A 10198-nucleotide genomic window follows, 5' to 3' on the forward strand; every position below is an offset into this window, starting at 1 on the left:
TTTATTCCCCTTCCTTAGATTCGTAAAATACCCATGCCGAAGAGGATTTGAAAATAATAGCTGTAAAAAGCCCGACGATCAAAACGAGAATCCAGGCCATGGCACTGCTGTAACCCATCTCATAGTATTTAAAAGCTCTCTGATAGAGATATAAAGCGTAAACCAGAGTGCTGTTAAGCGGGTCTCCCGATCCACCGGAGACAACGAAAGCCTGTGTGAATACGGTAAAACCGGCAATGATCTGCATAATCAGATTAAAAAATATAACCGGAGACAGATGAGGCAGGGTTATACTTATAAATTTTCTGAAACTGTTAGCTCCATCGATATCAGCTGCCTCATAGTAGAATTGCGGAATCTGTTTCAAGCCCGCTAAAAAGATGAGCATTGATGATCCGAATTGCCAGGTGGCAAGTATGATCAATGTCCAGAGTGCTGTATCCGGCTTGCCTATCCAGGATATGTGAACATCCATCCCCAGAAGATTCAGGACAGAGTTTATGGCTCCATCAGCCATAAATAAGCGTCGCCACATAACAGCTACGGCAATACTTCCTCCCACAATAGAGGGAATATAATAGATCATCTGGTAGAATCTGATTCCCCTGATATTCCTGTTAAATAATAACGCTACAAAAAAAGCGAAAAGAAGTCTTAAAGGAACAGAGACAAAAGCATAGTTGAATGTTACAGCCAATGACTTCCAGAAAAGTTTATCCTGTAACATATTTTTAAAATTGTTCACTCCATTCAAAACCGGAGTCCCTAAAATATCATAACTGGTAAATGAAAAATACAGTGATGTTAAGATCGGTATAATCGAAAATGCAAAGAATCCGATAAGCCATGGAGCAATAAAAGCATAACCTGCCAGATTCTCACGGATGATTGCTTTTCTTTCACTCAGGCTCTTCTCGAGATTTATTCCGGTTGAACCGTTAGTTATTAAACTCATATTAAGTTTGTTACCTTTCATGTGATGATAAAAGGAAGCCGATTGAGATCAAAGGGCTTCCCTATAAGTAATACTAAAAGTACAGAAGTTATTTCGCTAAAATAGCATTACCTTCTTCCATAATTTTGGCCACACCCTGATCAACTGAAATGATACCCATCAGGATTTCCTGAGTTGAATCTCTAAACATTTTCAGGAATTCTCCGGAGGATTTTGGGTCGGGAGGATCGATAGGACTGGAGTTCTCAGCAACAACTCCGATATAGTCAAAGACTATTTTGTTTAAATCGCTTGCCGATGCTTTGAGGGCTTCACGAACATCTGAAGGAATGGGAACACCTCTTTCCGCAGCCAGAATATCATTGGCAGCACTGTCATTTAAGAAGAAGTTCAAGTATCTTGCCGCTTCATCGGGATTTTCAGCTGAAGCTGGAATTGAGAAAAACATAGAGGGTTTCAGGAAAGTTCCCGGTCTCTTTGCATTTTTGATTTTAGGTAACAGAACCATTTTTAAGGGATTCTCTGAAACAGCCTGTGTTGATGCCAACTGATTACTCCAGATGTAATCACACCAGACATTACCTTTAGCTAGCTGACCCTCTTCTGCTGTCACAGTGACAAATGCGACTTCCGGATTCACAAGAACTCCTGCTTCGAGTAATCTGAGCTGTACATTAAAGTACTCTTTCAGAACAGTCGTATCAGTAAATCCGAGAGATTTTCCATCTTTTGCATAAGTGGAGGCACCGGTCTGTCTGATCATATTGTCAAATAGGACTTTGGGGTCTGTTGTGGAAAGGGGCATAGTCTGAACGCCGGTTTTTTCAAATATCTCAATTGCTATTTCTTCAAAATCCGCCCATGTCCAGCTGGTGAAGTCCGGTTCGGCAATTCCTGCAGCTTCGAATACAGCTGTATCGTATACAAGACTGAAAGCATTTGTTCCCAGACTTATTCCATACAGTTTTCCATCGACTCTTCCACCTGACAGGAAAGTTTCATTCACATTGCCCAGATCGATTACACCGGAATCAACATAAGGTGTTAAATCAGTTAAAATGTTTCTCTGAACAAACTGAAGCATATAAGCATAATCATGCTGCATGATATCAGGGAGACTGGCAGATGCTACCTGTGTATTTATTCTATCCCAGTAACCTCCCCAACCTGTTGTTTCTGTCTCAATGGTAACGCTGGGATTATTCGCCATATAAAGATTAGCCACAGCAATGGTTTTTTCGTCTCTTACTGGATTACCCCACCAGGCAAGTCTCATATATGACTCTTCGGGTCCTTCTGACGACTCAGCCTCAGTCTGTCCTGTACTGAACACCTGACTGGTAAAAGTAAATAGCATCACACTCAGAATCAGTAAAATTCTGTTATTCCTTTTTTGCACCTTGTGCCTCCTCATATAATTTTATTAATTATATGAATGCTTTTTTTCAGCTGTCATGTATTATACAAGTAGGTTTAATATCATAAATTAGTGATCATTTAAGATAAGGTTTATCAGGCGTTAACAACAGAACTCATAGCAAACTCAACAGGGGTCATGCCTGTAATTTTCTTGTATTGTTTAATAAAATAACTCACATTATCCTGGTAGCCTACAAGTTCAGCCAGAGTATGTATTTGAATTGTTGAATCACCTCTCTGATATTCAACAGCACGGGCAATTCTGAACTCGGTAAGATACTGGGCAAATGTTTTTCCTGTTTCGCTTAAAAATAACTTGCCCAGATAATCGGACTTAAGATATACAACATTTTCTGACAACCATTTCAATGTCAGATTATTATCTTTGTAATGCTTTATCAGATAAATGAGTATTTTCTGGATATGAGGATTCATCTTTCTGCTGAAAGACTGTTCTCCCTGGTTTTGAGTTAACAATATCTGATCTTTCAGGATATTGTAGATACCGCTTTGATTCTTTGCCGAACCGATTTCTCCGGCGAGGAGTAATGTTTTATCATTAGAGTAGATTATCTCGTTCTTTATCAGTGATGACAAAAGATTTATGGCGTGAACCCGGGTTTGTTCCAAATTACATCTATGATTGCTGATCTCTTTAAAAAAGAGCAGAAGTATTTCGCTGATTTTGTTCCAGTTTTTTTGTGTAACTGAAATTAAAATTTCTTCTACAAAAGATTCAACGGAGATACAGGAACACTCGGAACCCTCTTTCTGTAGATCTGGAACTTCCTGCTCCTGTTCCGGATGAACCTGGTTTCCTGTAAGCTCTAATAAGGTTTCCTCTATTTCTGAAATTCCCACTGGTTTTAACAGATAATTTTTTACACCGTATTTTACGGCCTTCTGTGCATATTCGAATTCTCCATATCCGGTTATAATGACAAAGTCTATATGACTATTGATCATCTTGACTTCTCTAATTAGTTCCAGGCCATCCATTTCCGGCATCTTAATGTCTGTAAAAACGATATCAATTTTTTGGGAGTTCAGGATTTCAAGAGCTCTTTTTCCGTTATTGGCAACTGCTGCAATCTCACAATTCCATTGAGACCAAGGGACCAGGCCCTGCATGCCCTTTAAACTGAACGCTTCATCGTCTACAAGAAGAATCTTTACCATTATATTTTTTCCTTTGTATATGGCACAAATAATTCTATATCAGTCCCCAGGTCCTTTTTACTGCTCATCTCAAATTTCCCTCTGATGCCGTAAAGCAATTTCAACCGTTTTTGAAGATTACTCAGACCTATACCGGATTTCTCATCCTTTTTTTTACCGGAATCCAATCCCGGTCCATTATCCCTGATGTGTATTGTCATGCCCTCATCGGTCTCACTTTTATGAATGGAGACTTTTATAAGACACTGGCTCCCCATTTCCTCCAGAGAATATTTAATGGAATTTTCCACAAGGGGTTGAAGTGTAAATCTGGGAATCTTCTCATTGTAAAGTTCATGATCAACGTCTATTGCATATTCAAGACGTTCTTTAAACCGGATTTTCTGGATATAGAAATAATCATTAAGAAGATCCAACTGCTCTTTTACTGTTATTAACGGATCTTCATTATAGAGAGATGTTCTCAACTGCTTACTCAAAGATTTTACCATTGCTGCCATTTCCGGCTGTTTATTCAACTCTGCCATCCAGTATAGAGAATCCAGAGTGTTATAGAGGAAGTGGGGATTCAGCTGATTTGACAATGATTCAAGCTGAGATTGATTCAAAGACAATTGCTGCTTCAGATTTTTATTAACAAGAGTATCAATCTTATTTATCATCTGGTAGAATTCAAAATAGAGTAGTTCTACTTCATCTGATGCATGCCGGGGAAGCTCAATGGGTTTTGCTGATGCAAAGTCCGTTTCGTCAATCAGTTTCATTTCTCTTGATAATTTGATAATGGGAGATGTTATGCGTTTTGATGACCTTACTATCAGAATAGTGAAAAAAATGAATAAAACCAGATATGATATATAGATTGTTCTATTCATCTTATACATATTCTCAAATAATTCTTTAGTTGGTATCAGAAACAGAAATTCCCATTTATTGTCCGGTGTCTTTATTCTTGTTGCAAAATGAGGTTCACCTCCCAGCCACAAGGTCATATAACGCTTTTTATCCATAGCTTCTTTGATTCCATCAGAATCATCTATGAACCTGGAATAGAATAGATCACCATTATAATAAATTGAAGTTTTGAGTTTGTAGTGCTTTATCTGCGGTAGGTTCTCTTCAAGCAGCTTTTCTATATCGATAAAATGAAATAGGGCGGCCTCAGGTTGAACCAGGTAGTTCCCCACAAGATTGATCTTCCTGGACAGAACCAGGTAAGTCGGTTCCGACTTCCATTTTGACCATAGATATTTTCCCTGCAGATCCAGGGTCTCCTGCAGAATGTTTCCCAGAACATAGGCTTCATACTGACTGCCGCTCTTATTATTTGTATCGGCATGATAGATACTTCTTTGGGAATCGACAAGAATTATGTTATTGAGAGGGGAATTGATTAATGTATATAGTGATAAATTTTGCATTAATTCTTCACGTCTTCTGGTTTTTAGATATGTATTCTCTGCTAACAATTCCTGTTTGAGATAGTTCTGAGTCAACTCGTTTGCCATTATTGTGACTGATAATTGTTCAAGGTTGTTAATGCTGTTAGTAAAAGATCCTACCGATGAGAAGAACGTTTCTGACACAGAGTCGTACAGATAACCGCTGAACAGGCGGAAGGAATTAACCTGATAAGAAATTCCGACCAATAGGACCGCAACATAGGATGAGAGAAGGAATAACAGAAAACGGGATCGGATTTTCATTGCCCTATATTATCACGATATTCTCACGAAGCAACTCTTTTTAAGTCCAGTGAAAATTGAGATCAACACCGCCGGAAGCCTTCAGGCGTACAGCCTGCTTTCCTATTTGCTCAGTATAAAACCGGCATTCCGACAGCTTTCATTTTCTCTTCAAGAAAACGCCGGCTTCGATCAAGTTCATCTCCCCTGAGATCTTCAATAATGACATCAATATAGGGTTTATGTTCTGATGCCAGAGTTAACAGATGATCATAATTCAGCAAGCCTTCACCCAAAGGGACAGTCCGGATCTTTCCATCCTCCAGAATAAAGTCTTTGGCATGGATCACAAGAATCCTGTCTCCGAATAAATCAAAGGCTTCTTGTACAAGCTCTCTGGAATTGAGTGCGTTTCTCTCATGAAGAAGATTCACAGGATCAAAAATAACCTGTACATTGCTGGAATCCAGATCATCCAATAGACGTTTCAGCCGTGGCGGTGTTGAAATTGCATAATTGTAAAGGCCTTCTATAGCAATAATTGATCCATGGTTCTGAGCCTCCGGCAGCAATTCTCTGAAAATCTTTAATACTCTCTGATAAGCTTTTTCCCCGTGATTGTCCGGGTGAAATGACATATCTTTATTATAGGAACCCGTCTCGGTTCCTACCAATCGGCAACCGAAATCCGCTGCATAACGCAGGTATTCAGAAAATCGTTCCACATTCGCCCTCAAACAGGGTCCCTCCGGTTCAAGCATATTGAAATAACATCCCATCAACGCAATATGAATGCCGCGGGATTCGAATTCCTGCCTGATTCCTCTGGCCAGAGCCGGTGTTATCTGGCCGGGAGCGTCACCAATTCCCGGGATTCCCCGGTAAGGAACCAGTTGTACTGCGGAAAATCCCCTTGTCTTCATAGCTTCTGCCAGTTTTCCTGCGCACATGGCAGCTATATCATGTCCTCTTGCTCCGATCATGGCTAACTCCAGTTTAAACAGATCATCGATCCTGATCAATTGACCTGTTTCAAAAGATTTATTGGCGGCTATCCCTCGCAGGGACAGAAGGCATTAAGGGAATATGCCCGTGTCATCTTGTTTTTGTACCGCACCAGAACACTCCTGGTATCTTCGATGGAAATCCCCTGAAAGAATACCGAATGGTCCCGGATGTATCCATCCTATCCTCTACATCGGCGTACAGCCCCTGTACTTTTCTCCATCTATCTCTCACTTCTGAATCAGTTCCTTGAGCCATGAGTATAGGCTTCTTCTTAATAATATGGATTTGATCTGTTCCAGAGTGATATTAGTAATATACCTGATTGGGATTAAAAATGGTACATAAAAAGTCTGATGCCCTTAGTATATAAATCCAGAAGCAATATATGATGGACAGACTACATAAGCTCTGAGATATGACACTATACAGCCCTATATGAACTGTAGAATCGGCGCGAATACTTGGAGCGTAAAACGGCAGGACGCCGTTTTAGATTCGAAAGAGGGCCTGGAGAGAGACCGCAGGCCCTTCGGCCCTGAGCAAAAATATCACCACGGCGATTTCATAGCCTTGGTAGGAATAGAATATTGTCGAACAGAAGGCAAATCCTCTCTACCGCATAAAAAAACCCTGAAGTACTAATGTGTTTCAGGGTTTTTTTATGTCCTAAGAAAAAGAGGACTTGAAACACCCTTTGGCCTTTATGAAAAAGCTCCAGAGCACCATTGGAGCTCTGGTAGGACATTGATATCTGAGTTAGGAATGAATGTGGAGAAGTCTCTAATGTGGTATTCTTGCGCCATTCAGTTCCATCGGTGGGACAGATTGGAATTGAACAAGATTTCTATAATACCTACTTTTATATTCGCTTTATTCTCATGTCAATTACTTAAAAAACAAGAAAAAAACTCCGGGGACACTCCCAAGAAAAACTGAAATACTATAAACCGGCAACCACAAATACCTGTGCTCCACTTTTAAAACAGATCGATGCCACAGGGAGTCTACCTCTACACTGGAAATTCCCTTGAACAGCAGAACACTGAAAACCCCAAAAATCATAGTTCCAACTGAAAGTATTCTTTTCAACTGTCCACCTATATATGGCGAATAAATCAATGGTAAAACAATCAGATAGAGAATGAACCAGATTCTTCCGATAACGCGACCATACCAGAGCACAAGAACCGGAAACCTTAGACGATTTTCCACCTTACGTTCTCCTCTCTTTATTAAAACCAGTAATATAAACGCAACAAGGATAATCAGCACTGCTGCCGGAGTAGCAATCAACGCTAAATTCCCGCTAATGGGAAGCAGGAATCCCTGTGACAGAATAACCACTTTATTACCGACATTTCCGATATCGGGATTAAGAACCACCATAAACAAAAGGAATAACACCTCTATAATCTGAAGATCCCTGGTTTCCGGCAGAATTCCATCCGGCAGCATCTCTAATACGATAAAGGCTACCATCATTGATAAAAGAACTATTATACTGCGCCCAAGAAAATAGATTTGGTCTCCTGATGGAATAAGGAACGTGATAGAAACAATAAAAATGAAGCTGAAATAATTGATTGGATAACACAACAGAATCTGCCGTCTGAATGACTTTCGAAACTTCCTTCCCTGCTGTCTATTGTTGATAAATGCATTCTTCGGGATGACCTTGAGAAGTCTCAATAAATGCATTGCCCCACCCAGACATCCCCAGAATGCGGTATAAGAGAGCATCACACAGCTAACCTGAGAAGTATCAATTATAGCTGTGCCTGATGCTAATGATCGTATCAAAAACAAATTAGCAGCAGTTCGAACTACCAGAATAAACAATAGGAAAACCCCGACTACTCCCAGTCTGGGATCTCCATTCAACCTATGTATCCCCCTGAGATGCAGATTCATCGAGATTTTCCGGATTGAAATCAGCTCAGCCACGGTATTTCCGGTGTTACTAGATTATGTGCCTGAATCGTATTGCCATCTTCAGGATTCTGTAAGATCTGTCGATCACGAACTACCCACTTGCGGGTAAATAACGACTCCTCCACTGGAAATGAATGCGATGAGATTACTGAGATTTTCCCCCGGATTCTTATTGCCTCAAGGATTCCGCAAAAAACCCTTACTGAGGAATAATCCAACCCGCTAAATGGTTCGTCAAATAAAAAAAGCTCGGCTTCGCGAATTATTCCCAGTCCAATTCCAAGTCGCTTTTTAAGCCCCAACGATAACTCAGAACCGCGTTTTTCACGATGCCCGCCAAGCTCGAGTATCCCTACTATACGATCAACCCTACTTTGAGTCTCATCCCCAGATAATCCAGAAAGCAAACATTGCAAAGTAAGCTGCTCATCTATCGTTAATAAAGGTATAATCCCACCATCATCTGGTATAAAACTGATCTTGTCTCCTGATACATTTGAAGGCTCTCCGAAAAGGCTAACAGTACCACCTGATTCTGGAATACTTCCTACAATGCAATTCAGCAAAGTGGTTTTCCCACACCCATTTGAACCAGAGAAAGCAACGAGATCTCCAGGGATAGCCTCACATGAGACCTTTTCAAGTATAAAATGTGAGTCCCTCTTCACAGACAGATCTTTAATCTCGAACACAAGACAACTCCCTTTTGAATAAAGTTATACCTATCTAATAATACAAACAAGGTAGTTAGAATCCACTTAAGAACGACAAAGCAACGAGGAAATATCTAAACAGAATGGGAATAAGATAGTTTAATAAGATCCATTGGTAATCCAGCAATCTTGCCACATTCAGTTCAGTGTTGGCATAGGATTCAATTTTCCATTCATTATGGAACTGAAATTGTAATCCCTCCGAAAATTAGATGTTAGCTTAAAAAGAAAGAGAGTGTCAGATAATCAAAAACTGGTTAATTTTGAACAGAATTGCAAAGAATCTATTTCTTCAATAGACCTGTAATTGTCTGAGACACTATCTCCGTTATTTTAATTGCCTGCAGTTTATCCTCTTGATTGACCGCTTCATGAGAAGGATATCGAACCATGACAGAATAATCATTTAAGGGAATAGTTAAATCCCGTAGTAAAGTAATCTCAGTATGATCGCACATTGATATGAGCTCATCCAGATCATGTGTTCTGGGAGGTTTTATATTTTTTGAATACAGATAAGCTTTAAGAAGCTTTTCAACAGATTGTTGACAATGGAAACAAATTATTTCTAAAGGCTCAGGTTGCATTTTAGTAAGAAAAACAGCTGATTCTAGATCCTTTTTACTATATTCAATCCATTCGTCCACAATATCTTGAATATTCATAATTCTCTGGCAGATTCCATTATCTCGGACTCAAGTGTAAGAGGAAATGAGGATCGTTCATCAAATGTTTTTTTGTCATATACTAAAATATCAAGAGGACGTTTAAGAACAGGATAGATTTCCTTTCTTATAGATCTGCTTATTTCTATAGTTCTCATTTGTGGGTTTTCTAGAATAATACAAAGATCAACGTCACTATCAGGTCTTTGAGATTCTTTCGCAAATGAGCCGAATAATAAAATTTTAGCTTGATTGTAATGAGATCTAATTCTTTCTGCTGCTATTAATAAATCCTGCTCATCCATTTCATTACTCCAAAAACATTATAACATAGTTTTAATCTGTTAGTGAATATAATGAAAATTCTGATGTCAATATCGATGCCCTTATTATATAAACCCAGAAGTTTTATATGGAAAATATACCACATACGCTCTGAGATATAGCTCCATTCTGCCCTATATGTACCACAGAAGGACATTTACTAACTTGAGGGGCTGGTGCTCGCATGGGTGTGGAGATTCAAGTCCTCTCTACCGCATAAAAAACCCTGAAGTACTAATAGGAAGTTGAACATAATCGCAATTTTACTCAATACATGGAATATGGTAAACTTTCCAACTATCCGACAGTCTCATGATC

Annotated in this window: 9 protein-coding genes; all 9 read right to left on the bottom strand. The window is 39.4% G+C overall.

Annotated elements, in window-relative coordinates; all coding sequences use genetic code 11:
* Position 1 precedes the first annotated feature (1 nt).
* On the bottom strand, positions 2 to 955 hold the full coding sequence (locus PF479_RS20415; RefSeq protein WP_298010875.1) for a carbohydrate ABC transporter permease: 954 nt from the start codon (positions 953 to 955) through the stop codon (positions 2 to 4).
* An 88-nt stretch (positions 956 to 1043) separates the two neighbouring features.
* Complete coding sequence (locus PF479_RS20420) at positions 1044 to 2354, bottom strand: ABC transporter substrate-binding protein (RefSeq protein WP_298010877.1); 1311 nt, start codon at positions 2352 to 2354, stop codon at positions 1044 to 1046.
* A gap of 113 nt (positions 2355 to 2467) precedes the next feature.
* Positions 2468 to 3553: a response regulator gene (locus PF479_RS20425; protein WP_298010878.1), complete on the bottom strand. Its 1086-nt coding sequence runs from the start codon at positions 3551 to 3553 to the stop codon at positions 2468 to 2470.
* Positions 3553 to 5259, bottom strand: coding sequence for a sensor histidine kinase (locus PF479_RS20430; RefSeq protein WP_298010880.1), 1707 nt, complete (start codon positions 5257 to 5259; stop codon positions 3553 to 3555). Before PF479_RS20430 ends, PF479_RS20425 begins: the two co-directional genes overlap by 1 nt.
* Positions 5260 to 5369: 110 nt before the next feature.
* Entirely contained in the window at positions 5370 to 6221 is an 852-nt protein-coding gene (locus PF479_RS20435; RefSeq protein WP_298010882.1) for a sugar phosphate isomerase/epimerase, read from the bottom strand.
* Positions 6222 to 7131: 910 nt separating this feature from the next.
* The gene (locus PF479_RS20440) at positions 7132 to 8085 is read right to left on the bottom strand and encodes a hypothetical protein (protein WP_298010883.1); all 954 of its coding nucleotides are present in this window, start codon (positions 8083 to 8085) and stop codon (positions 7132 to 7134) included.
* 92 nt (positions 8086 to 8177) lie between these two features.
* Positions 8178 to 8870 carry an ABC transporter ATP-binding protein gene (locus PF479_RS20445; RefSeq protein ID WP_298010885.1) on the bottom strand — a complete coding sequence of 231 codons (693 nt, stop codon included), beginning with the start codon at positions 8868 to 8870 and terminating at the stop codon, positions 8178 to 8180.
* 305 nt (positions 8871 to 9175) lie between these two features.
* Entirely contained in the window at positions 9176 to 9556 is a 381-nt protein-coding gene (locus tag PF479_RS20450; protein WP_298010886.1) for a HEPN domain-containing protein, read from the bottom strand.
* Entirely contained in the window at positions 9553 to 9861 is a 309-nt protein-coding gene (locus tag PF479_RS20455) for a nucleotidyltransferase domain-containing protein (RefSeq protein WP_298010888.1), read from the bottom strand. Before PF479_RS20455 ends, PF479_RS20450 begins: the two co-directional genes overlap by 4 nt.
* Positions 9862 to 10198: the final 337 nt, after the last annotated feature.

The sequence above is a fragment of the Oceanispirochaeta sp. genome (genome assembly GCF_027859075.1).
GTDB lineage: Bacteria > Spirochaetota > Spirochaetia > DSM-2461 > DSM-2461 > Oceanispirochaeta.

What these genes read in the sequence shown, in the direction of transcription:
- PF479_RS20415 (WP_298010875.1), bottom strand. Translation starts at nt 955, where the DNA reads ATGAGTTTAATAACTAACGGTTCAACCGGAATAAATCTCGAGAAGAGC.
- PF479_RS20425 (WP_298010878.1), bottom strand. Translation starts at nt 3,553, where the DNA reads ATGGTAAAGATTCTTCTTGTAGACGATGAAGCGTTCAGTTTAAAGGGC.
- PF479_RS20430 (WP_298010880.1), bottom strand. Translation starts at nt 5,259, where the DNA reads ATGAAAATCCGATCCCGTTTTCTGTTATTCCTTCTCTCATCCTATGTT.
- PF479_RS20435 (WP_298010882.1), bottom strand. Translation starts at nt 6,221, where the DNA reads ATGATCGGAGCAAGAGGACATGATATAGCTGCCATGTGCGCAGGAAAA.
- PF479_RS20450 (WP_298010886.1), bottom strand. Translation starts at nt 9,556, where the DNA reads ATGAATATTCAAGATATTGTGGACGAATGGATTGAATATAGTAAAAAG.
- PF479_RS20455 (WP_298010888.1), bottom strand. Translation starts at nt 9,861, where the DNA reads ATGGATGAGCAGGATTTATTAATAGCAGCAGAAAGAATTAGATCTCAT.